Origin of the sequence: Aeromonas sp. R2-1, assembly GCF_040908425.1 — a bacterium.
Classification (GTDB): Bacteria; Pseudomonadota; Gammaproteobacteria; order Enterobacterales; family Aeromonadaceae; genus Aeromonas; species Aeromonas caviae.
The window spans coordinates 1-22,344 of sequence record NZ_JBFODR010000038.1 but is presented as its reverse complement, the minus strand read 5'-3'; the positions used below and the strand labels follow the sequence as shown (position 1 = coordinate 22,344).

Annotated in this window: 21 protein-coding genes; 10 read left to right on the top strand and 11 right to left on the bottom strand. The window is 60.8% G+C overall.

All coding sequences use genetic code 11. The features are described 5' to 3' along the window. Positions 1-337 precede the first annotated feature (337 nt). Positions 338-970: a LysE family translocator gene (locus tag AB5Y80_RS14640; RefSeq protein ID WP_042016017.1), complete on the top strand. Its 633-nt coding sequence runs from the start codon at positions 338-340 to the stop codon at positions 968-970. Between the two features lie 82 nt (positions 971-1,052). Here AB5Y80_RS14640 and fis read toward each other — a convergent pair whose 3' ends face one another. Together fis and dusB are read right to left on the bottom strand one after the other, a co-directional pair. Then, positions 1,053-1,349 carry a DNA-binding transcriptional regulator Fis gene (fis, locus tag AB5Y80_RS14635; RefSeq protein WP_005309538.1) on the bottom strand — a complete coding sequence of 99 codons (297 nt, stop codon included), beginning with the start codon at positions 1,347-1,349 and terminating at the stop codon, positions 1,053-1,055. Between the two features lie 25 nt (positions 1,350-1,374). After that, the gene (gene dusB, locus AB5Y80_RS14630) at positions 1,375-2,340 is read right to left on the bottom strand and encodes a tRNA dihydrouridine synthase DusB (protein WP_010675552.1); all 966 of its coding nucleotides are present in this window, start codon (positions 2,338-2,340) and stop codon (positions 1,375-1,377) included. Positions 2,341-2,630: 290 nt separating this feature from the next. Here dusB and AB5Y80_RS14625 point away from each other — a divergent pair, with 290 nt between their 5' ends. From AB5Y80_RS14625 to AB5Y80_RS14610, 4 genes are all read left to right on the top strand, one after another. After that, complete coding sequence (locus AB5Y80_RS14625; protein WP_323942831.1) at positions 2,631-4,037, top strand: TolC family protein; 1,407 nt, start codon at positions 2,631-2,633, stop codon at positions 4,035-4,037. A gap of 73 nt (positions 4,038-4,110) precedes the next feature. Continuing rightward, complete coding sequence (locus AB5Y80_RS14620; protein WP_323942829.1) at positions 4,111-5,115, top strand: efflux RND transporter periplasmic adaptor subunit; 1,005 nt, start codon at positions 4,111-4,113, stop codon at positions 5,113-5,115. Next, positions 5,115-6,251 carry an ABC transporter permease gene (locus tag AB5Y80_RS14615; protein WP_368173119.1) on the top strand — a complete coding sequence of 379 codons (1,137 nt, stop codon included), beginning with the start codon at positions 5,115-5,117 and terminating at the stop codon, positions 6,249-6,251. Before AB5Y80_RS14620 ends, AB5Y80_RS14615 begins: the two co-directional genes overlap by 1 nt. Next, positions 6,248-7,441 carry an ABC transporter permease gene (locus AB5Y80_RS14610; RefSeq protein WP_368173118.1) on the top strand — a complete coding sequence of 398 codons (1,194 nt, stop codon included), beginning with the start codon at positions 6,248-6,250 and terminating at the stop codon, positions 7,439-7,441. Before AB5Y80_RS14615 ends, AB5Y80_RS14610 begins: the two co-directional genes overlap by 4 nt. Positions 7,442-7,498: 57 nt before the next feature. Here AB5Y80_RS14610 and AB5Y80_RS14605 read toward each other — a convergent pair whose 3' ends face one another. The 3 genes from AB5Y80_RS14605 to AB5Y80_RS14595 all read right to left on the bottom strand — a co-directional run bounded on the left by AB5Y80_RS14605 (position 7,499) and on the right by AB5Y80_RS14595 (position 9,851). Beyond that, positions 7,499-8,134: an SDR family oxidoreductase gene (locus AB5Y80_RS14605; protein WP_201927924.1), complete on the bottom strand. Its 636-nt coding sequence runs from the start codon at positions 8,132-8,134 to the stop codon at positions 7,499-7,501. A gap of 127 nt (positions 8,135-8,261) precedes the next feature. Further along, positions 8,262-9,116 carry a DnaA/Hda family protein gene (locus AB5Y80_RS14600; protein WP_201895282.1) on the bottom strand — a complete coding sequence of 285 codons (855 nt, stop codon included), beginning with the start codon at positions 9,114-9,116 and terminating at the stop codon, positions 8,262-8,264. 60 nt (positions 9,117-9,176) lie between these two features. Continuing rightward, on the bottom strand, positions 9,177-9,851 hold the full coding sequence (locus tag AB5Y80_RS14595; RefSeq protein ID WP_368173117.1) for a DnaT-like ssDNA-binding domain-containing protein: 675 nt from the start codon (positions 9,849-9,851) through the stop codon (positions 9,177-9,179). Between the two features lie 275 nt (positions 9,852-10,126). Here AB5Y80_RS14595 and AB5Y80_RS14590 point away from each other — a divergent pair, with 275 nt between their 5' ends. Beyond that, positions 10,127-11,098, top strand: coding sequence for a response regulator (locus tag AB5Y80_RS14590; protein ID WP_029314797.1), 972 nt, complete (start codon positions 10,127-10,129; stop codon positions 11,096-11,098). A 70-nt stretch (positions 11,099-11,168) separates the two neighbouring features. Here the strand turns inward: AB5Y80_RS14590 and AB5Y80_RS14585 are convergent, their stop codons facing one another. The 3 genes from AB5Y80_RS14585 to AB5Y80_RS14575 all read right to left on the bottom strand — a co-directional run bounded on the left by AB5Y80_RS14585 (position 11,169) and on the right by AB5Y80_RS14575 (position 14,103). Continuing rightward, positions 11,169-12,566, bottom strand: a complete 1,398-nt coding sequence (locus AB5Y80_RS14585; RefSeq protein ID WP_041212400.1) for a peptide MFS transporter — start codon at positions 12,564-12,566, stop codon at positions 11,169-11,171. A gap of 213 nt (positions 12,567-12,779) precedes the next feature. Beyond that, positions 12,780-13,691: a UTP--glucose-1-phosphate uridylyltransferase GalU gene (gene galU / locus AB5Y80_RS14580; RefSeq protein WP_041212401.1), complete on the bottom strand. Its 912-nt coding sequence runs from the start codon at positions 13,689-13,691 to the stop codon at positions 12,780-12,782. Positions 13,692-13,785: 94 nt separating this feature from the next. Next, a complete protein-coding gene (locus AB5Y80_RS14575) occupies positions 13,786-14,103 on the bottom strand; it encodes a ComEA family DNA-binding protein (protein ID WP_103259590.1) in 318 nt (105 codons plus the stop codon). A 166-nt stretch (positions 14,104-14,269) separates the two neighbouring features. On the opposite strand from AB5Y80_RS14575, the gene cysQ reads away from it, so the two are divergent. Continuing rightward, positions 14,270-15,040 carry a 3'(2'),5'-bisphosphate nucleotidase CysQ gene (cysQ, locus tag AB5Y80_RS14570; RefSeq protein WP_202041970.1) on the top strand — a complete coding sequence of 257 codons (771 nt, stop codon included), beginning with the start codon at positions 14,270-14,272 and terminating at the stop codon, positions 15,038-15,040. A 60-nt stretch (positions 15,041-15,100) separates the two neighbouring features. On the opposite strand, the gene AB5Y80_RS14565 is transcribed toward cysQ, so the two are convergent. The 3 genes from AB5Y80_RS14565 to AB5Y80_RS14555 form a co-directional block, all read right to left on the bottom strand. After that, positions 15,101-15,397 (bottom strand): YciI family protein, encoded by a 297-nt coding sequence (locus tag AB5Y80_RS14565; RefSeq protein ID WP_010675539.1) that lies wholly within the window; start codon positions 15,395-15,397, stop codon positions 15,101-15,103. Between the two features lie 24 nt (positions 15,398-15,421). Further along, positions 15,422-15,973, bottom strand: coding sequence for a septation protein A (locus AB5Y80_RS14560; RefSeq protein WP_039041321.1), 552 nt, complete (start codon positions 15,971-15,973; stop codon positions 15,422-15,424). A gap of 105 nt (positions 15,974-16,078) precedes the next feature. Next, positions 16,079-17,584, bottom strand: coding sequence for an aminotransferase class V-fold PLP-dependent enzyme (locus AB5Y80_RS14555; protein WP_368173116.1), 1,506 nt, complete (start codon positions 17,582-17,584; stop codon positions 16,079-16,081). Between the two features lie 191 nt (positions 17,585-17,775). On the opposite strand from AB5Y80_RS14555, the gene AB5Y80_RS14550 reads away from it, so the two are divergent. The 3 genes from AB5Y80_RS14550 to AB5Y80_RS14540 all read left to right on the top strand — a co-directional run. After that, positions 17,776-18,408, top strand: a complete 633-nt coding sequence (locus tag AB5Y80_RS14550; RefSeq protein WP_039041319.1) for a hemolysin III family protein — start codon at positions 17,776-17,778, stop codon at positions 18,406-18,408. A 121-nt stretch (positions 18,409-18,529) separates the two neighbouring features. Then, positions 18,530-20,191, top strand: a complete 1,662-nt coding sequence (locus AB5Y80_RS14545) for a putative transporter (RefSeq protein WP_010675535.1) — start codon at positions 18,530-18,532, stop codon at positions 20,189-20,191. Positions 20,192-20,413: 222 nt separating this feature from the next. Beyond that, positions 20,414-22,344 (top strand): retention module-containing protein (locus AB5Y80_RS14540; RefSeq protein ID WP_368173115.1); only part of this gene is annotated, 1,931 nt, incomplete at its 3' end.

The window sequence follows — 22,344 nt, the reverse complement described above, 5'->3', positions numbered from 1 at the left end:
TAGTGTGGCATTCGCCATGCGAGAGTAGGACACTGCCAGGCACCCAATACAAGAAACCCCGCTCACTCGAGCGGGGTTTTTTATTGCCTGAAATTTATTTTTTAGATAACAAGTCTGGATAATGCTCAAAATCCAGTCAATTGCATCGATAAACATTGCTATTCAGCCAGTATCACTGCCTTTCAAACGGCTCAATCTCTCTTTTTCACCTGGTTGAGCGTCAAATATCTCCGGCTCAAACGCTATTCCCTTCCTTGATAATCGCTATCGCCGGAAACGGGAGTGACAAGTACTTCAGGATCCATAGACTGTTTCTTTCATGTACAAGGAGCTGTGTATGTTGGGGATCCACGATCTGGCGCTGTTTATCGTTTCTGGCCTGTTGTTGAACATGATGCCTGGGCCTGACTCCCTGCTCATCATGCTGCGCAGCGGCTCCCAGGGATGGCGTGCAGGGTCCATGGCGGCATTGGGTATCGGGACAGGTACCATGGTGCATGTGTTGGCGGCAGCTCTGGGACTGTCTGCCCTGTTGAGTGCCTCCGCCGAGCTGTTTGCCGTCATCAAGCTGATGGGGGCGCTCTATCTGGTCTATCTCGGCGTGTCCATGCTCTGGCAGAGGAGTGGCACTTCAACGTCTGTGGATGGGGCTGTGGCGCTGCCTGCGCTCTCTTATGGGCGCATCTTTCGGCAGGGGTTGCTCACCAATGTCCTCAACCCCAAGGTGGCCCTGTTCTTCCTCGCCTTTGTACCCCAGTTCATCGCGCCAGATGCGCCGCAAAAAGCACTGGCATTCATCGTGCTGGGCTGCATCTTCAATTTCAACGGCATGATCTGGTGCCATCTGCTGGCGTTTTCCACCGCGTTTGCAAGCCGCAAGGTGCGACTGCCCGCCCGGGTGGCCACCTGGCTGAATCGCGTGATGGGGGGGCTGTTCGTGGGTCTGGGTATCAAGTTGGCGGTGGAGTGAGAAGGTACACTCCGGGCATAGAAAAAGGCGTATCCCATCGCTGGGATACGCCTTCGTCTGCACTGCAGCAGAATGACCGGGATCAGTTCATGCCGTAACGCTTGAGTTTCTTGCGCAGGGTGCCGCGGTTGATGCCCATCATCACGGCGGCGCGAGTCTGGTTGCCACGGGTGTACTGCATGATCACGTCCAGCATGGGAGCTTCGACTTCGGAGAGAACCATATCGTACAGATCAATCACTTCCTGACCGTTCAACTGGGCCAGGTAGTTACGCAGGGCCTGTTGCACAGAGTCACGCAGGGGGCGTTGGGTCGGCTCGGCAGCGTGATTGTGAGTAGTTGTTACCAATGCATCAGAAGTCAGGGTTTGTTCGAACATATTCGGTCGGCTCTTTAGTTATGCGTTAACCTAATCCATCGAAATACGCTTCGAGTGCCTCGAGTTGTGCGTCTGCACAATCCAGGGCATTGAAGTGCTTACGGAATTCTCGGCCCGCCTCTTCTTCATCCAGATACCAGCCCACGTGTTTACGGGCAATGCGCGCTCCCAGATAGGCACCGTAAAACTGGTGCAGATTGGTGACATGCTCGTTCATCAGGGTGCGAACCTCTTCCCTGTCGGGAGGCGGCAGCTTGGTGCCCGTTTCAAGAAAATGGCGGATTTCCCGGAAAATCCAGGGTCGTCCTTGCGCAGCACGGCCGATCATCACGGCGTCGACACCGGTATAGTCGAGGACATACCGGGCTTTCTCCGGGCTATCGATGTCGCCATTGGCGACAACAGGAATCGATACGGCCTGCTTAATCGCCCTGATAGTGTCGTACTCCGCTTCGCCCTTGTAGAGGCAGGCACGGGTACGACCATGCACGGCAAGGGCCGCGATACCGCAATCTTCGGCGATTCGGGCGATCTCCTCGCCATTGCGGTTATCCGGATCCCATCCTGTGCGGATCTTCAAGGTGACAGGTACTTCCACCGCATCCACCACGGCCCGGCAGATGGATCTGACCAGGTCTGGCTGACGCAGCAGGGCGGAACCTGCCAGCTTCTTATTCACTTTTTTTGCCGGACATCCCATGTTGATGTCGACGATCTGAGCGCCCTGCTCCACGTTGTAGCGGGCAGCAAACGCCATCATCTCGGGGTCGGCACCGGCAATCTGGACCGATCGCAAGCCGCCTTCAGCAGAGTGATCCATTCTCATCCGGGTTTTCTGGGTATCCCAGACATCCGGGTTGGCCAGCAGCATCTCGGAAACGGCCATACCGGCTCCCAAACGTAAACAAAGTTCACGAAATGGTCGGTCTGTTACACCGGCCATGGGGGCCACGATCAGGGGAGTTTCAAGCGTGTGGGGACCTATCTGCATTCCACGGTTACCATCGGCTTAGGGCGGCGTATATTACGCATTTTTTAGTCAGGAGAAAAGGTTAGTATTTGAGCGTCAGCCATTTTTTTCTGAAAAAAACGTCGCGCCAAGGCTTGCAAATTCAGGAGTGCTTGAAAATCGGACATATTGTCTGTGACCATGGTCAGGGGGGCGCGAGTGAGGGGGATGGTGATTTGTGAGTCTCCCTCTCAAGCCGGTTTAGGCTATGATAGCGGGCCTGAATTGAGCAAAGACTCTACACAATTTCATTACAAACGGATCGGGGATGTATGACGGCAAAGTTCATCAAATCGCTCTGCCCATGCCTGCTGGGTGTCGTGCTGGGGTCGGCCCAGGCGCAGACGGTCAGCTTTACCGAGGCCTGGAGTCGGGTCATCCAGCAGGATGACGGCTTGGCGGCAGAGCAGGCCGGGGTGGAGAGAGCCCAGCAACTGCGGGAGGCGGCCAAGGCCATGTACCTGCCCAAGGTGGATGTGGGGGCCAGCTATACCCATCTCGATCAGCCGATGGAGCTGGACATGCTGGATCTCAACCCCATCGCCAATCATCCGGAATTCGGCAAGGTGCTGGGGCCCGTGATGCAGGCGCTCAACCTCAGCCCGAGCGATTTTGTCACCCCCCTCACCAAGCAGAACGTGGTGACCAGTTCGGTCAAGATGCTATGGCCGCTCTTTACCGGCGGGCGCATCGATGCGGCCCAGGATATTCGTCAGGCCCAGGTGAGCGAGGCTGAGCAGTTGCTGGTGCTCAAACAGCAGTCGACCTTCGAGAGCCTCTCCCAGACCTACTTCGGGGTGGTGCTGGCGGCGCAGGTGGTGCAGACCAAGCAGGAGATCGAGCAGGGACTGGCACACCATCTGGATCATGCCAAGAAGCTCGAAGCCCAGGGGCAGATCGCCAAGGTGGAGCGCCTGTCGGCCCAGTCTGCCTATGACAGGGCACGCATCGATACCCAGAAGGCCAGGCGCAGCCTGGAGATCGCCCAGCTGGCGCTCGGCCACATGCTCAAGCTCAAGCAGGCTGAGCCCAATACCGCCCTCTTCATCAACGAAGGGATGCCAGCCTTGTCTCCCTTCGTGGAGGAGACCCTGTCGGTGCATCCCGGTCTCAAGCTGTTGACGGCCAAGAAGGAGCAGGCCCAGGGGATGATCAAGCTGGAGAAGGGCAAGTACGCCCCCGAGCTCTTCCTGTTCGGCAACTACAACCTCTATGAAGATGATTCCATTGTCTCCAAGACCACACCGGACTGGCTGGTTGGTGTCGGGGTCAGCATGCCGCTGGTGAGTCGCGATGGCCGCTCCGAGACGGTCCAGGCGGCCAAGAGCGCTGAACTCCAGGTCAACCTGCTGCAAGCCAAGACCCGCCAGAATCTGGAGCTGCTGGTCGAAAAGACCTGGCGCGAGGCTGCCCAGGGACTGGAGGAGTATCACTCTCTCTCCTCGACCCAGGCGCTGGCCGAGGAGAACGTGCGGTTGCGTGACAAGGCATTCGGTCAGGGGCTCTCCACTTCCCTTGATGTGGTCGATGCCCAGACCCAGCTTGCCGGGGTCAAGACCCAGCGCGCCGCCGCCGCCTATCAATACGTGATCTCCCTGGCCCGCCTGTTGGCACTCTCCGGTCAGATGAACAGTTTCAACCAGTATCAGCATGGCCAGGCGATCGAGGTGAACTCATGATCGCGCTCTCTTCCACACCGTTATTCATGTCCGTTTCGACCGTCAAGGGTCGCCCGTTTGCCGAGGTGAATTCATGAGTCATCCCCCCATCAAGAAGAAGATGAGCCAGGGCAAGCCCTGGCTGCTGCCACTGGCGCTGGTATTGCTTGTGCTCTGGCTTGGCTGGCGCTTCTGGCTGGCCTATCAGCCGGAGACGGTGCGTCTGCAGGGGCAGATAGAGGCGCAGCAGTATTCGGTCTCTTCCAAGGTGGCGGGCCGCATCGACGAGGTACTGGTGAAGAAGGGGGATCAACTGGCCAGGGGCCAACTGGCGTTCACTCTGGCGAGCCCGGAGATCGAAGCCAAGCTGAGTCAGGCCAAGGCCGGGCAGGCCGCGGCTGGTGCCATGGCCGAAGAGGCCGAGAAGGGGGCGCGAGTGCAGCAGATCGCGGCCGCCAAGGATCAGTGGCAACAGGCCAAGGCGGCTGCCCTGCTTCATGGCAAAACCTACGAGCGCATTGCCAGCCTGCATCGGGATGGCGTGATGTCGCTGCAAAAGCGTGACGAGGCCTGGACGGCCTGGCAGGCGGCGAAGTACAGCGAGGGTATGGCCTGGCAGCAATACCAGATGGCGCTGGAAGGGGCGCGGGAAGAGACCAAGATCGCGGCCCGCGAGCAGGCCAAGATGGCGGCTGGCGGAGTGGCGGAAGTGGAAGCCTATCTGGCCGATACCCGCATCGCCAGCCCACACGAGGGGGAAGTTGCCCAGGTGCTGCTGCGCAGCGGCGAGCTGGCTCCCCAGGGCTTCCCTGTGGTGACCCTGCTCGACATGAAGGATGCCTGGGCCCAGTTCCATGTCCGTGAGGACCTCTTGCCAAGGTTCCCGGTCGGTACCGAGTTTGATGCCCGTATTCCCGGCCTGGGGGATCAGCTGGTGCGCTTCAAGGTGACCCATGTGGCCGTGATGGGGGATTTCGCCACCTGGCGTGCCACCGACACCCGCCAGGGGTTCGACATGAAAAGCTTCCAGGTGGAAGCGCGCCCCTTGCAGCCGGTTGACGGGCTGCGGGTCGGCATGAGCGTGCTGGTCGAGCTCTGATGGGACGCGAATGGCGGTTGCTCTGGCAGGACCCGTTCGGCCGGGCGCTGGCGAGCTGGGTCCCCTTGGTGCTGATAGGGATCCTGTGCTGGATCTTTTCAGCCGGCCTGGCGCGGGATCTCAAGGTCGGTCTGGTGGATCTGGATCGCAGCACCCTCTCCCGACAACTGGCGTTCTCTCTCGATGGCTCCGCCGGGCTCAAGGTCGCCCAGCAGTTTGATTCCATCGACGCAGGGGCCAGGGCACTGCGAGGGGGGGACATCTATGCCCTGGTGGTGATCCCCTATCACCTGGAGCGGGATGCCCGCGAGGGGACCCAACCCAGGGTGACCGTGTTCAACAATGGCCAGTTCATCCTGATTGCCAAGCTGGTCAACTCCGCACTGGCCCAGGTGGTGGGAACTCTCAATGGCCAGGTAGGGGTGTTGGAGGCCATGGCCGACGGCAAGACGCTGCCCGGTGCCCTGGGACAATCCGTACCCATTGCGAGCCAGGTTACCGCGCTCTACAACATCAATTCCAGCTACGCCCAGTTTCTGCTGAGCGCCCTGCTACCTGCGGTGTGGCAGATCCTGGTGGTGCTCTATGGCCTGAACGCCCTGGCCCGCACCGATCGCCTCGGGTTGGACTGGACCACCAGAGGGGTCTGGTTCGGCCTCTGGCGTACCCTGCTACCCCACGTGCTCATCGGCTGGGGGTGGGGTCTGGCGTGGAGTCTGCTGCTGTTCAAGGGGCTTGGGTACCCCATGCAAGGCAGTTGGCTGGTGCTGACGGCGGGGCTGGGACTGGCGTCGGCCGCTTGCGTCACCATGGGGGCTTTCTTCTACGCCATCATCCGGGATCCGGCGCGGGCGCTCTCTCTGGCCGGCGCCTACACTGCGCCGGGATTTGCCTTCATGGGGGTCACCTTTCCGGTCACCGCCATGGGTGATGTGGCCCAGTTCTGGCGCAGCCTGCTGCCCATCTCCCACTATGTGGAGCTGCAGATCGGGCAAACCAATTATGGTCAACCGTTGACGGCGGCCCTGCCCCAGCTCGGGGCTCTGCTGCTGTTTCTGCTGCCCCTGTTGCTGGTGGTACACCGCTACCGGACGCCGTCGGGCGCGGCCCTGCCCCAAGAGGAGTCCAGGCCATGATGGGATTCTGGGATCTGGTGCGCCTTGAGCTGCGCACCCTCTTGGCGGATCGCGCCATCATGCTGACCCTGTTTGGCGGCGTCTTCTTCTACTCCTTCCTTTACCCCCAGCCCTACCTGCACCAATTGCCCAGGGAAGAGCCCGTGGTGGTGGTCAACGAGGATGGCAGCCAGCTCTCCCGCCAGCTGGAGTTCATGGCCGATGCCACGGCGCAGGTGAAACTGGTGGCCCGTGCCGGTTCGCTCGACGAGGCCCGCCAGATGATGCTGACCGGCAAGGCGAGCGGCATTTTGCACATTCCCCGCCACTTCTATCGGGATCTGATGCTGGGCAGGAGCGTGACCCTGGGTTATGCCGGGGATGCTTCCTACTTCCTGGTCTATGGCACCATTGCCGAAGGGCTGGCCCAGGCGGGGGGCACGCTCGCCGCCCAGGTGAAGGTGGCCAGGCTGTTGAGCCAGGGCGAGGCGCTGCCCCAGGCCGCCATGGGCTGGAACGCGGTGGCCCTCAATGTGCTGCCGGTATTCAACCCCACCATGGGCTATGTGAACTACGTGGTGCCTGCGGTATTCGTGCTGATCCTGCATCAGGTGTTGCTGATGGGGACCGGCATCCTGGGGGCGACCCAGAACCAGCGCAGCCGCCGTGGCGAGTCAGGCTACTGGCAACATGCCCCCGTGCCGGCCTTGTTGCTGGCCCGCACCCTAGTGGTGGGGGTTCTTTTCGTCCTTCCGGTGACCTACTTCTTCGGCTTCTGCTTCGATCACTACGGCATTGCCCGCACCGCTGTACCCGGCGAACTCTGGCTCTTTACCCTGCCGTTCCTGCTGGCCACCACCTGGCTCGGGATCGTGCTCGGCGCCCTGTTCACCCGCCGTGATCTGCCGACCCAGGTAGTGCTTGTCTCCTCATTGCCGCTGGTCTTCCTAGCCGGCTTTATCTGGCCCCTTGAGCTCATCCCGGCTCCCCTCAACTGGCTGGCCCAGTGGGCCCCGAGCACGCCGGCCATCGAGGGATTCCTGCGCCTCAATCAGATGGGGGCCGACTTTGCCCAGGTCTCCCGCTACTGGTGGCAGTTGTGGGGGCTTACACTGTTGTATGGCGCTCTGGCGTGCTGGTTGCTCCGCTGGCGTCAACCGTGCCCTGCAACGGGGCCGGATGATGGGGCGACAGCGTCTTCCACCGACTAGGCCCCCTTGCAACAACACGGTCAGCCCTCGGGCTGACCGTGTTGCCATTCACAGGGGTCATGGCTGACTCAGACCCGGATCGCCGATGGCATAGATCTGGCCGCACGCCTCCTGGTCGGTAAGCAGTTGCAAACCCCGTATCGCCACATCCTGGCGCCTGACCAGGCCATGCCTCTCTTGCCCCTGGCTCAGGATGGCCTGACCCGTGGGCTCCCCATCCTGCAACCCTGCGGGGCGTAAAATGGTCCACTCAAGGGTGCTTGTCTGCAGCCAGCTTTCCGCCAGGCTCTTGAGGCGTACCTCGTGTCCGAAGGCGGCGCGAGCCCGCTCGGGCAGGTATTGCCAGCTGTCGCCACAACCGAGGGAGGTGACCAGCAGCAGGCGGCTGAGCCCGGCGCGCTCCATCTCGTCGATCACATGGCGGTTGCCCTGATAATCCACCGGTGCACTCTGGCGAAAGCTGCCGAGGGTGGAGACTACCCGGGCATCCCTGCCCGCCAAGCGGCAAGCCTGGGCCACGGCCAGGGGGTCCAGGGCATCCCCGATGACGACCTCGACTCCCAGGGTATGCAGCTCGCTGGCCATGTCGGCATGGCGCACCAGGGCAACAACCCTGTGGCCCAGTTGCAGTGCGTGGTCGGTGAAGGCGCGGCCCAGTCCGCGACTGGCACCGAAGATGAGTGTGGTTGGCATGACAGGCCCTCTCGAACAAAAGAGCAAGCCTAGAGCCTGGATGGCTCTCTGTAAATGAGAGTGGCTTTTATTTGTGAGGTGCAGGGGATATGAAGGGCCGGACATCAGGGACGCCGGCCCGACGGGATCAACCGTTGTAATGGCCGATGCTGGGACGGCGGCTGGGTCCGCTCAGGTGGATGTCCACCGGATTGAACGCCTTGATCGCCTCATAGCTGAAATCACCGATGGCCTGATGCAGGCTCTGGGGGCTGTGGTTGGTGATGATGATGACGCTTTTGGACAGGTTGCGACGACGGCGCAGCAGGTGGCCGAGGAAGCTGGACTGACTCTCGGCCATCTTGGCACGGTTGGCCGCCACCTCGTCGATGATCAGCAGGTCCACCTCTTCCAGGGCGCGGCGGTACTGGTTGCGCTCCTCCTGATCCTGGATGACGTTGAAGAAGAGCCTGTCCACGATGGAGGCCCACTGCTGGAAGATCACCGACTTCTGGTGGCGCGCGATCAACTCGTGGGCCACGGCGCCCGCCAGGGTGGATTTGCCGGTGCCGTAATCGCCGTAGATCAGCATGCAGCCCCCGCCGCTCTTCTCCCAGTGCTCGAAACCGCTGATGAAGTAGCGGGCTGTCTCGATGGGGTATTGCAGGGCCGGGTCACCGGAATCCATCTTGTCGAAGATCCAGTCCGGATTGAGGTCGGCCTGGGCGATCAGCTTCTGGATCCGCTCCTGGCGGGCGGCCTTCTGCAATTCGCGTACTTCGGCATTGGCCTTGGCGTCGTACTCCTTACGCAGGGTCTCGTAGTCGTACTGGCTGCCGCCGGTTGCGGCCCGCAGTCGGAGAATACGTTCCTGCAGGCTGCTGACGTGACGCTTGAGCTCGGGATCATGAGCCCGTTGCTCCTGTCTGGCCTTGGCGATTTTCTGGCGTTTGACCTCGATCTCTTCCAGTGCCTGGCGCATCGGGTCGTGCGGATCTGTCATGGAATTCTCCTTCTGCTAGGGCTGTGGCTGGATGGGCGTGCACTTCGTGGCCGCCTGGTATCAATCATTCCCCGGCTCCTGAGCTTGTGCCAGCCGTTTGGCCTCATCGATCATCTCTTGCGCCCGGCGGCTCGGGCCAGCCTCTACCGGGGCTGGCGCGACCTGCTGGTACCCGGTGACCACGGTCGACGGACGGCGGGCGTAGCGCCGACTCTTGAGGGCCCGAATAAATTTCAACATCCACTGGTGCTGGGAGTCGAACACCTCGGGGCGGCCGAGCCAATAGGCGATGAACTCCCCGAGATCCTCTTCGCTGTAGCTGGCATCGATCACCCCGCACAGGCGTGCGAGAGCAGGCAGTTCTTCGTCCGGACGCCACTGCAGGTGCATCTGGAACGGGCGTGCCGGCAGAGGACTGCGCACCCGCTGGCTCAGCAACGGCAACTGGAAAGGGCACTGGTGGTAGTGCTCACTGTCAGCCTGGGCCTCGACCTGAAGCAGTTCGGCCTCCATCAGCTCGTCGAGCAGTTCGGTCAGCTGGCGAGCGTTGACCTGATAGCTGAAACCACCGGGATTGCCCGGATCGACGACAGCCAGTGCCCGGCCAAGCTCGGGATAGTTGAGTCGGGCCAGCCGATTTTCCAGCACCAAGCGGCGCAGTTGCAGGGTATAGAGGCTGCGGGCCGGATGGGAGAGTCTGGGATGGGCGAGGGCGCTGTATTCGGCTGGCGTCATGGTCTGCTTCACGATCTGGAGTGGAGGGCATTATCCCTCATGGCGGTGCCTCATACAATTCATGGTGCCGACCTGCGAGATAACGGCTGCCGGGCGACGGTTGCCGACCATCTCTGCGCAAGGGGGCGATCAAAATAGTCGGACCATTTCAAACGCTTGGCAGATACCAAGGCCAGCCCGGCTCGCTGCTCGACAATATTGTGTGGCGGTATCCAGCGCCCATGATCTAGTCTTAATGCTCAAATAACCATTTGACTAATAAGAGCTTTGTCAAGATGTCAAAAGCCGGACTACGGATCTTGGTGGTAGAAGACGAAGCGGTTTTTCGCCACTCATTGGTATCTTATCTCGAGCACGACGGGGCCTGCGTCTTTCAGGCAGAAGACGGGATTGAGGGGCTCTCTGCCGCAGCGCTCTATCACCCCGATGTGGTGTTGTGTGATCTGAACATGCCGAACATGGATGGCCATGAGGTGATTGCCTGCCTCACCGCCCGCTATCCACAGGTGCCCGTCATCGTCATCTCCGGTCAGGATCAGATGGCTGCGATCGAGCGTGCGCTGCGGGCGGGGGCCAGGGACTTCTTCATCAAACCGGTGAATGACTATGAGCAGATCCGCCGCAGCATCGAGCAATGCCTGACAAACCTCGGGCATCAGAGCCAGCAGCTGGAGCTGATGGAACACATCGACTTCTTCCGTGGCCACGATCTGGCGAGCAGCCGGCTGCTCGCCTGGTTGGCGCCCCCTGGCATGCAGGAGTGGGGGCCCTGGCAGGTCACCTTTGCCGGCATGGGCAATCTCTTCATCCCGGATACCTTCAAACTGGACGACAAGCTGCTGGTACTGGTGATGGAATTGCCCATCCTCGGTGTGGATGCGGCCTTCTGTGGTGCCTTGGTGCGATCCCTGATGAACGGCCCCTATCGCCAATACCAGCAACAGGAGAGCCTGCTGTTGACCCAGCCACACCGATTGCTGGATTACCTCAATCTGCAACTGCTGGAGTCGGGCCTGCGTCACTCCTTTGCCATGGCGGCCCTGCTGTTCGATCAGGAAGATGGGCTGCTTTTTGCAAATGCCGGGCTCACCTCACCTCACTGGTTGATGCGTGCAGGGGGGTTGCCGCTCGGCTTGATGCGCAGCAGTCGCTACACGTTGCACAGGCGAAGCTGGCACGAGCCCTTTGATCTGCAGTTTCGCAGTGACAGCGGCAGCGCCCTGACGATGCAGGTTCGTCACCACTGACGCAGTGAAGTGAACACATGCAAACAGGGCGCCCATGGGCGCCCTGTTTGGTCTCTGCTGTCCTGACCGGTCAAACGGTCGCGGACTGCAGTTTCTGCTCTTGTTCTTCGGGCTCTTTGGCCGGGCCTTCGGCACCGTGCATCCAGTAGACCAGGCGGTTGGCCATGGTCAGCAGGATGAGGGCGCTGATCACGGCGGCCAGTGCGATGCCACCGAAGATGGCCATGGCACCGGACTCGCCGACGAAGGAGCCGATGAAGCCGGCGGCATAGTTGGCCAGGGCCACGAAACCGAACCAGGCACCCATCATCAGGGAGGCCAGGCGCAGCGGAGCCAGCTTGGTCACCATGGAGAGACCGATGGGAGAGAGGCAGAGCTCGCCCAGGGTATGGAACAGGTAGGCACCGACCAGCCAGAACATGGAGGTCTTGACAGCCTGATCACCACCTTGCTCCAGCACGGCACCGATCATGAACAGGAAGCCGACGGCCAGGAACAGCAGGCCCATGGCGAATTTCACCGGGGAGTTCGGCTCTTTCTTGCCGAGCTTGATCCAGATGGCGGCCACGACAGGGGCCAGGGTGATGATGAAGAAGGGGTTCAGGGACTGGAACCAGGCTGTCGGCACTTCGAAGCTGCCGATCATGCGGTCGGTATACTCCTGGGCATACAGGTTCATCAGACCACCGGCCTGCTCGAAGCCGGCCCAGAAGATGATGGTGAACAGGCCCAGTACCAGGATCACCTTGATGCGATCCACTTCCTGTTTGGTCAGGGGCGCTTTTTGCTCCTTGGAGCGCTGCAGAGCGGCACGCTGGGCGGCGGGCACACGGCCGATGTCGCCAAGGAAACGCTGGGCCATGGTGGCCTGCACGACCAGGGAGAGCAGCATGCCGATACCGGCGCTGACGAAGGCGGCTTGCCAGCCATAGGCTGTGGCGGCGGCGCCGCAGATCACGCCGGCCAGGAGGGAGCCCAGGTTGATGCCCATGTAGAAGATGGTGAAGGCGCCGTCACGACGGTGATCCCCTTCTTTATACAGGTCGCCCACCATGGTTGAGATATTCGGTTTGAACAGGCCGTTGCCCACGATCAGCAAGCCAAGGCCGGCATAGAAGACGGTGTTGACCATGTCAGGGAACATGGCGTGAGGCAGTGCCAGGGTAAACTGGCCGGCGGCCATCAGCACGGCACCAAACAGGATGGCGCGGCGCTGGCCCAGGAAGGTATCGGCGAGCCAGCCGCCGATGATGGGGGTGATGTAGACCAGACCGGTATAGATGCCGTACAGCTTGAGGGCGTCGGCCTGGGTCCAGCCCATGCCACCGTTGGCGGTCAGGTCGGTCAGATAGAGGACGAGCACGGCACGCATGCCGTAATAGGAGAATCTCTCCCACAGTTCGGTACTAAAGAGCAAAAAAAGCCCTTTAGGGTGACCTAAAAAGGTCCCTTTGGACGGGTTATTCATTGGAACTTCCACCTGTGTCTTATATTTTTTTAGAAATTTTATGCAAGGGCTAGGAACAAGCCTTAATCCTTATAGAACAAGCGACTTTAAATTACAATATTATGATTTAGCGATATTTTATCTATCAATGGTTGAATATTTGTTTATAAAATGAAAAAGGGCATCGAATGATGCCCAGTTTTTTATTCTGCTTATCTTGTAAATATTCAGAGATTACAGCTCTTTGGCAAACTGCTTCAGCCAGCTGGTGAATTCTTTGCTGAGTTCCCGATGGCGCACGGCGTATTCCACATTGGCCTTCATATAACCGAGCTTGCTGCCGCAATCGTGGCTGCGTCCCTTCATGAAGTAGGCATTGACCTGCTCCTTTTCCATCAGCATGGCGATGGCATCGGTCAGCTGGATCTCGTCGCCGGCGCCGGCCGGGGTTTTTTCCAGCAAGGGCCAGATATTGGCCGAGAGCACATAGCGACCGACCACGGCCAGGTTGGACGGGGCTTCATCCCGGGGCGGCTTCTCGACGATGGCCTGCATCGGCAGGGACATGCCTTCGCTCAGGGCCTCCCCCTTGATGTCGGCGATGCCGTATTTGTCCACTTCGCTCTCGGGGACGGCTTCCACCATGATCTGGCTGATCTGCTCCTCTTCGAACAGATGCACCATCTCCGCCAGGTTGTCCTGCTTCAGATCGCTGGCCACCTCGTCGATGAGCACATCCGGCAGCAGAACGGCGAAGGGTTGATCCCCGATGAGGGGGCGGGCACACAGTACTGCATGACCCAGGCCTTTTGCTTCCCCTTGACGCACGTGCATGATGGTGACGTCTTTGGGACAGATGTGCTGAACCTCTTCCAGCAGTTGGCGCTTGACCCGCTTCTCCAGGGTCGCCTCCAGCTCGAAGCTCTTGTCGAAGTGGTTCTCGATGGAGTTCTTGCTTGAATGGGTCACCAGGACTATCTCCTTGATGCCGGCGGCGATGGCTTCGCGTACCACATACTGGATCAGCGGCTTGTCGACCACGGGCAGCATCTCCTTGGGGATGGCCTTGGTGGCGGGCAGCATGCGGGTACCCAGACCGGCAACGGGGAGAACGGCCTTGCGAACAACGAGCGGTGTCTTTTTCATGGAGTGAGTCCGAAGATACAAAGTGGGCTCATGATACCCGAAGAAAAATAGGGCAGCCACAGGCTGCCCTTGGGATGACAGGGATTCAAACCGGTTACTTGACGATAATCATGTCCCGGTTTGCTTCCAGCGTGGCAGGTCCGATGCCACTGACGTCCGCCAGTTGATCGACGGAGGTGAACTTGCCCTGCTTCTCCCTGTGGTCGATGATGGCCTGTGCCTTCTTCTCGCCAATGCCCTTCAGGGCGGTGAGCTCGTCGGCACTGGCGGTATTGAGATTGATCTTGCCGCTCTCCTTGACTTGGGTGGTGGCCACAGGCTTGGTCGCCGCCTTGTCGGCGGCCAGCAGAGGTTGGCTCAACAGGGGGAGGCAGCCCAGCAGAAGTGCGGCGATCAGGGTCTTCTTGTTCATGTTTCACATCCTTATGAATCTGCCTTAGTGGCATATTTATCATTAGCTGTGTTGCGCCACTTTTTGTCTGTCAGTTTTGACACTGTATAAGTCAGTGCAAACGGCTATAAGCCGAAGATACTCACTCGGTTACACTGACCAACCCTTTGAGCGAGAACTCTTTTCCATGTATCTACCCGCCATTTCCGAACTGGAGCCCATCGCCCGCGCCGCCGGTGAGGCCATCATGTCCATCTATAGACAGCCCTTTGCGGTGGAGTACAAGCAGGACGAGAGCCCGCTGACGGCGGCGGACAAGGGGGCCCACGAGGTGATCGTTCAGGCGCTGGCGCGTCTCACTCCCGACATCCCGGTGTTGTCGGAAGAGTCCTCCCCCGAGGTGATGGCTGCGCGACTCGGCTGGTCCCGCTACTGGCTGGTGGATCCTTTGGATGGCACCAAGGAGTTTGTCTCCCGCAACGGCGAGTTCACGGTGAATATCGCCCTGATTGAACAGGGGACCCCGCGCTGGGGGCTGGTCTATGCCCCGGTACTGGACAAGCTCTGGTATGGGGGCAAGGGGATTGGCGCCTGGCGTGTGGCTGATGGCAGGCACGAGGCCATCCAGACCCGCCCTCATGACGCTGGGCAAGTGTGGCGCGTGGTGGGCAGTCGCAATCACCTGTCGCAGGAGACACTCGAGTATCTGGCCCGTTTTGGCGAACTGGAGCGGGGCGAGATCGAGCTGGTTTCCATGGGCAGCTCTCTCAAGTTTTGCATCATTGCCGAGGGGGAGGCCGAGCTTTACCCGCGGCTCGCTCCGACCTGCGAGTGGGATACGGGGGCAGCTCAGGCGGTACTGGAAGGGGCGGGGGGCAGCGTCACCCAGCTCGATGGTTCGCCGCTTTGCTACAACAAGCCTGATATCCTCAATCCCTGGTTTGTGGCCAGGGCATGAGTCAGAAGATGCAAAAAGGCCGGACAGTGTCCGGCCTTTTTCTTGTCAGCCTCGATGGGCTCAGAAGACTTTCTTGAACGGTTTGATGGTCACCCTGGCGTAGACCCCCGCCGCGACATAGGGGTCCGCATCGGCCCAGGCCTGGGCGTCGGCCTGGCTGGCAAAGTCGGCGATGACGGTGCTGCCGGTGAAGCCTGCATCGGCCGGATCCTCGGCATCGATGGCCGGGTTCGGGCCGGCCGTCAGCAGGCGGCCCTCATCCTGCAAGGCTTGCAGGCGGGCCAGGTGGGCAGGGCGTGCCAGCTTGCGCTGGGGCAGGCTGCCCGCGACATCTTCGGAGTAGATCAGATACCACATGGAACAATCCCTTTCTGGTTGCGGTTATTTTTTCTGTTCTGCGTTCTGCTCGGCCGGCATGTGGCGATAGAGATAGACGCCGCTGAGCAGGGTGAAGACCAGGGTCATGCCCAGCAGGCCGAACACCTTGAAGTTGACCCACATCTCCTGGGAGAGGTTGAAGGCCACGTAGAGGTTGAGCAGACCGCACAGGGTGAAGAAGCCGACCCAGCCGAGATTGACGTTGTCCCAGACCCGGTCAGGGGCTTGGAGCTCCTTGGCCAGCATCTGCTTGATGAGGTTCTTGCCAAAGCCATAGCGGCCGATGAGCAGGGCGAGGGCAAAGAGCATGTTGATGACGGTCACCTTCCACTTGATAAAGGCATCGTCGTGGAAGAAGACGGTGAGGCCGCCGAAGAAACCGACCAGCACGAAGGTGAACAACTGCATCTTCTCGACCCGGCGATAGCGAAGCCAGCTGTACAGGAGTTGCAGGCCGGTGACGACCACCAGGGCGCCAGTGGCGGTGTAGATGTCGTAAAACTTGTAGACCGCGAAGAAGACGATCAGGGGGATGAACTCGATAAACTGCTTCATGCTGGGCTCTAACCTCAAAATTTCACTCAGTGTACCTGCCCGTCAGACAACGGCAAATGAATAAGACCGTCCATTCTGCAGGCAGTTCCTTCCCGGGGCGGCGGGTTACTCGAACAGCTGGCTGGCAATCTGGTTGCCAAGGCGCACCTGATCGTCCAGCAATGCGCGTATGTCTGCTTCCTCGATGAGGGGGTTGAGCAGGACGGCGCGCAGCAGCGTGAGCGGTTGCTCGCCATAGCGGGAGACTGCGCGCTGGGTGCGTGAGACGAAGCTGCGCCCTTCGGCGCGCTGGGCTTTTTGCAGGGCGACGTTGAAGAGATTGATCTGTTCGTTGGCCGCCACATCGGGCAGCTGACCTTGCAGGTGGGGCGGAATGCACCGGTAGGAGAGCAGGTTCATGACAGGTGCCGACATCAGCTCGAAGGCGGGGCTGGCATCGATGAGCGCGGCCATTCGCCGCGCCCTGTCGTAGTTGGCGTCGATGAGTTGGGCATAACCCTGCTGTCCCAGCATCTGGAAGGCGGCATCCAGATAGAGCGCGTTGGCGGGACGGGTCCCCTCCAGAGTGAAGCGCCCCTGATCGAAGGAGGTGGCGCGGATGGCGTAGGGAGCCTCGCGCTTCACCGTCATCATCAGGTCCGGTTGGCGGCAGAGCAGCATGCCGGTACCGAGCGGGACCAGCAACTGCTTGTGACCGTCAAGGGTGACGGTATCGGCGTGCTCTATCCCCGTAAGCAATCCCTGATAGCGGGGCGAGAAGAGGGTCGGACCACCCCAGGCCGCGTCCACGTGGAAGTGGATTTGCTCGCGCCGGGCGATGGCGGCCAGTTCCGGCAGCGGGTCGACGGAGCCAAAATCCGTGCTGCCGGCCACACCGACCAGCGCCAGCACCTTGAGCTTCTGCTCCCTGCATTGTTGAAGGGCCTGTTCCAGCGCCGCCAGACTGAGCCGGTTGTGCTCGTCTGTGTCGAGACGCCAGACGCTGCGAGCCCCGAGTCCCAGCAGATCCATCCCCTTGTCGAAGGAGTAGTGCATCAGCCGCGAGCCCAGAATGACGGCGCCGCGATAGCCCTGCTCGGCGAGGGCGAACAGGTTGTCGCCACAGGCCCGGTTGCGGGCCAGCCAGAGAGCGGTGACGTTGGCGATGGTACCGCCACTGGTCATGACGCCGAGGGCTGCATCCTTGGCATGCATATGGGCTGCATAGAAGGTATCGTCCTCGCGGTAGACCAGACGGTGCAGCTTGGCCAGCACTTCCCGCTCCAGAAAGCTCAGCAAACGGGAGGACTCCATCTTCATCGGGTTCTGGTTGAGCATCACCAAGAGCCGGGAGAGCTCGGCGGTGAAGGCCGGCAGCGGTGCCGTCATGTGTCCCATGTAGCGGGGAGAGGTGAGGTGCGATGCCCCGGGTACCAGGGTGGCGAGCCGTGCCAGATAGTCCCGGGGAGAGATGCCGGTGGCGGGCATGCACGACTGATCGAGCTGGTGGGTGAAACTGCCCCGCTGATAGGGGGCCTGACTGTCGTCGGAATGATGGAAATGCTCCAGCAGGGCCGTCATGGCCTTGCCGAAATCAGGATCCGGTTGTGTAAACAGTTCAGTGAGCTTCATCGGGTTCTCCAGACCAGATTGTCGGGCAGACGCGGCCATCCGCATGGGCGGCGTCGGCGGCAGAGCATACACCAAAGGGGCGGGGGGCACAGCCATCTCTGGCCCTCCCTCTCCTCGCCCCTTTATTTTCAGCTAACACTTGTAGCCTGAAACGTCGGCCGCTAGAGTGGGCCGGTAATGGATTGGAGGTAATGATGGATGTGACGGGGTACTCCCCACGGGAAGAGTGGGCGAATCGCCTCAGCCATGGGCTGGGGCTGCTGCTGGGCGGACTGGGACTGGTCTTGCTGCTGCACAAGGGGTGGGATCAGGGGCCCAGGGTACTGCTGAGCTACGGCGTCTACGGTGCCAGCCTGGTATTGCTCTATCTCGCCTCGACGCTCTACCACAGCGTGAGCTCGGTGGCGGCCAGACGCTGGAGCAAGCTGTTCGATCACTGCGCCATCTATCTGCTGATCGCCGGCACTTATACCCCCTTCCTGCTGGTGGCGCTCGATACGCCGCTGGCGCAAGGACTGATGGTGGTGATCTGGGGGCTGGCCCTGGCGGGGGTCGTGTTCAAGCTGATCTTCATCAATCGCTTCAAGAAGGTGTCGCTATTTACCTATCTGATGCTGGGCTGGCTGTCGCTGGTGGTCATCTACCAGCTCTATCTGCATCTGGATGGTACCGGGCTCCTGCTGCTGGGGCTGGGTGGTCTCATCTACAGCCTGGGAGTGATCTTCTATGTGGCCAAGCGCATTCCCTACAACCACGCCATCTGGCACCTGTTTGTGCTGGGTGGCAGTCTGTGCCACTTCATGGCCATTTATGGCTACATCTGATGGCTAACCCTTAATTGGTATTTTTGTGCTCATGAAAGCCTGAATTCGTGCGGCACCCCACAGTTGCCCCCTTCGTTTGCTGACAAGCTAGTGCCAGTTCAGTTTGGAAAGGATGCAAACGATGAGTGAGATCGCGCTTTCCATCAGCATGCTGTCGCTGGTGGCAGTGCTGGGGCTCTGGCTGGGAAACTGGCGGGTCTATGGCGTGGGTTTGGGTATTGGCGGGGTGCTGTTCGGCGGCATCATAGTGGGCCACTTCGCCGGCTTGTCCGGGTTGAAGCTGGATGAGCAAACACTTCATTTTATTCAGGAATTCGGCCTGATCCTGTTCGTCTACACCATAGGCATCCAGGTCGGTCCCGGCTTCTTCTCCTCCTTGCGCAGTTCGGGCCTCAAGCTCAATGGCTTCGCGGCCCTGCTGGTTCTGCTCGGCTGCCTGGTGGCGGCAGCGTTGCACCAGCTGTTCGATGTACCGCTGCCGGTGATCCTCGGGGTCTTTTCCGGGGCAGTGACCAATACCCCGTCCCTGGGGGCTGGCCAGCAGATCCTGGCGGAGCTCGGGGCGGATCCTGGATCCACCGGCCTGATGGGGATGGGCTATGCGGTGGCCTACCCGTTCGGGATCTGCGGCATCCTGCTCACCATGTGGCTCATCCGGATGTTCTTCCACATCAAGATCGAGGAGGAGGCGGTCGCTTTCGAGCAGCAGGCTGGCAAGACCAAGGAGAGTCTGCAAACCATCAACATTGCCGTGCGCAATCCCAACATGCATGGCCTGATGCTCCGCGAGATCCCGAGTCTGGACGAGGCGGACGTCATCTGCTCCCGACTCAAGCGTGGCGACGAACTGATGGTGCCAAAGCCCGACTCGCGCATCGAACTTGGCGACCTGCTGCACCTGGTGGGGGAGCGCCATGCCCTGCACAAGGTGCTGCTGGTGCTTGGAGAGGAGGTAGACACCTCCCTCTCCACCCGCGGCACCGATCTGCGGGTTGAGCGGGTGGTGGTCACCAATGAGCAGGTGCTCGGCAAGCGGATCCGCGATCTCGACATCAAGCAGAAATACGATGTGGTCATCTCGCGCCTGAATCGGGCCGGCATCGAGCTGGTGCCGACCAGTCAGACCAGTCTGCAGTTCGGTGACATCCTGAACCTGGTGGGGCGGCTCGATGCCATCGAGGCGGTCACCAGCGTGGTGGGCAACGTGCAGCAGAAACTGCAGCAGGTGCAGATGCTGCCCGTCTTCATCGGTATCGGGTTGGGGGTATTGCTCGGATCCATTCCCTTCTACCTGCCGGGATTCCCGGCGGCGCTCAAGCTGGGGCTGGCAGGGGGACCGCTGGTGGTGGCGCTCATCCTGTCTCGTATCGGCAGCATCGGCAAGCTCTACTGGTTCATGCCGCCGAGCGCCAACCTGGCGCTGCGGGAAATAGGCATAGTGCTCTTCCTGGCGGTGGTGGGGTTCAAGTCCGGGGCCGGCTTCATCGACACCCTGATCAACGGCGACGGTCCCGCATGGATGATGTACGGTGTGGCAATCACCCTCATCCCGCTGCTGCTGGTGGGTGTGCTGGCACGCCATTATGGCAAGCTCAATTACCTCACGCTGTGCGGGCTGCTGGCCGGCTCGATGACGGATCCTCCCGCTCTGGCATTTGCCAACGGCATGCACCCCACCAGTGGTGCCAGCGCACTCTCTTACGCGACCGTCTACCCCCTGGTGATGTTCCTGCGGATCATCTCGCCCCAACTGCTGGCCATCCTGCTCTGGGCCGGTGTCTGACACCTCACGAGACGGGAGCCGATGAGGCTCCCGTCTTCGTTTTGTCACAATTGATGCTATTGATTTAATTAATTTTATTCATCTTCGGCGTCCCTTCGTTTTCACCCCGAAACCCGGCTTCATTTCGGTCTGTCCATTCGATTTTTCTCACTGGTTTATGGCCTGATAAACGGGCACATTGGAGGCTGGAGCAATATGCCCTTCGATATTTCAGGAGAAACCATGAGCAATCAGCGCATCGTATTGGATCAGGATGTCGTCGTTACCCACTTGCAAGGCAAAATGTATCTGGTCGCCGCCGACGGGAGCCAGAGACTCGTTGCAGAAGGCGATGTACTGCCCAAGGATGCGGTATTGCTTGCGCCCGAAGGGGCCAGCTTCCAGGGAGGGGAGACCACGTTCACCCTGGGTTCCGGCGAGCGCCCCGAACAGGGTGACGCCGTGCTGGCGAACGCGGGTACGCCCGATGACATCGCCGCCTTGCAGCAAGCGATTCTGGACGGAACCGACCCCACCAAGGCATTCGAAGCGTCGGCGGCGGGCGGAGCCCCGGCCGCAGGCAATGCGGGGGGCGTGGCTGGTGCCAGCGGCAACGGCGGTTTCGTCACTATCGATCGTACCGGTGATGCAACTATCTCCAGCGCAGGCTTTGACAGCGCGAACCCGGCTGGCGCGGCGCCGCTGGTGGATGCGCAAAGCAGCGAGGATGAGCTGGTCGACCTCACCGCTCCCGTCATCACCGTCTCTGCCCCCGACAACACCAACGATCGGACGCCGACCCTGACCGGTACCACGGATGCCCCCGCTGGCAGCACGGTGACTCTGGTGGTGACCGATGCCAACGGCAATCAGCAGACCCTGACCGCTACGGTGCAACCGGATGGCAGCTTCAGCGTGGATGTCACGACACCGCTGGCCGAAGGGGGCTATCAGGTGACGGCTTCCGTGACCGATCCGGCCGGCAACACCGGTACCGCGACCGATGATGGCAGCGTGGACAGTACCGCGCCCTCGGCGCCACAAGTCGAAATCCAGGACGGCGCGGACAATGTCATCTCCGCCAACGAGCGCGAAAATGGGATGGATGTCATCATCCGGCTGCCGGGCGATGCCAAGGCTGGCGATCGTCTCGATGTGGACTGGAACGGTGATGGCGTGCCTGACTCCAGCAGAATTCTGACGACTGACGACATCGGCCGTACCCAGGTCACCCTGACCATCCCCACTACGGATCTGCCAGTCAACGGCCCCATCACTGTGGATGTCACCCTGACCGACCCTGCGGGAAACACCTCGCCCAAGGGGACCGACAATAGCGTGGTGAATGCCGCGCCTCTGCCGGGGGACGACCAGTTCACCGTGGCGGAGGATGGCACCGTCACCATCAATGTGCTTGGCAACGACACGGATGTGGATGGTGATCGCCTCACCATTACCGCCATCAACGGCCAGACCATTGCCGAAGGTGGCTCGGTAGCGATCAGCAATGGCTCCGTCACCCTGAGCAATGGCCAGCTGATCTTTACGCCGGCCCCGGATTTCAATGGCAGCATCGCGTTTGAATACACCATCACCGATGGCCTGAACAGCGCCACAGGTGGGGTGACGGGGACTGTTACGCCTGTCAACGATGCGGCTGTCATTACCGGCACCGACACCGGTGGCGTGGTGGAAGACGAAACCAACCCGATCCTGACCGAGACTGGCACCCTGAGCGTGACCGATGTGGACGGCGCCGATGAGGCCAAGTTTGTGGCCGGCAACGGCACCCCGAGTGCGGGTGCATTGGGCAGCCTGACCATCACCGAGACCGGTACCTGGAGCTACAGCGTCGACAACAGCAAGGTGCAGTACCTGGGCGAAGGTGAGACCAAGGTCGAGACCTTCACCGTGCAGAGTATGGATGGCACGCCGCACATTGTGACCATCACCATCAACGGCACCGACGACGTGCCGACGCTGACGCCGGATGTGGGCAGCGTGACCGAAGATGCGGTGACGGCGGGCACGACCAAGCTGGAGACCAGCGGCACGCTGGCAGCCGGCACCGGCGGCGATGCCGGTGAAGACAAGTTCATCGCGGGCACGCTCGACGGCAAGTACGGCCAGCTGGTGCTGGGCGCGGATGGCAAGTGGACGTACAGCGCCGACAA